The 670-nt window shown below is 70.6% G+C and carries 1 protein-coding gene; it reads left to right on the forward strand.

What is annotated here, in order from left to right; genetic code table 11:
* Positions 1-670, forward strand: a 670-nt coding sequence (locus tag VT52_RS19085) for a condensation domain-containing protein (RefSeq protein WP_143070887.1), incomplete at both ends; no start/stop codon positions are given.

Consider the following 670-nt stretch of genomic DNA (forward strand, 5'->3'; position numbering starts at 1 on the left):
GGGTCATGGGCGTGAGGAGTTGCCCGGGGTCGATCTTTCGCGGACGGTGGGCTGGTTCACCACGGTGTATCCGGTGGCGCTGGACGCGGGGGAGGGGGATGCGGCCGCGTCGGTGCGGGCGGTGAAGGAGCAGCTGCGCCGGGTCCCGGACAAGGGCATCGGTTACGGCCTGCTGCGTTATCTGAACGAGGACACGGCGGGTGAGCTGTCCGGCGGGGCGGTGCCGCAGATCGGCTTCAACTATCTGGGGCGGTTCGCCTCCGGTGGTGGGGGTGGTGGGCTCGGTCTGCATGGCGGTATGGATCCGCGGATGCCGTTGGCGCATGTGGTGGAGGTGAACTCGCTGGTCGAGGAGGCCGGTGGGGTTCCGGTGCTGCGGGCGGTGTGGTCGTGGGCCGGTGAGGTGCTGTCCCGGGAGCGGGTGGCGGAGCTGGCGGCGGCGTGGTTCGAGGAGCTGACCGCGATCGCGGACGCGGTCGAGCGGGGTGCGGGCGGGCACACGCCGTCCGACTTCCCCCTCGTCGGCCTCGACCAGGAACAGGTCACCGCGCTGGAGACCGAACTCGAAGCGGGAGGCACGTCCCTGGAGGACGTACTGTCCCTCTCGCCGCTCCAGCAGGGCCTGGCCTTCCACGCCGGATACGACGACGAGAGCACCGACGTCTACACC

This window comes from Streptomyces malaysiense, assembly GCF_000980885.2.
Taxonomy (GTDB): Bacteria; Actinomycetota; Actinomycetes; order Streptomycetales; family Streptomycetaceae; genus Streptomyces; species Streptomyces malaysiense.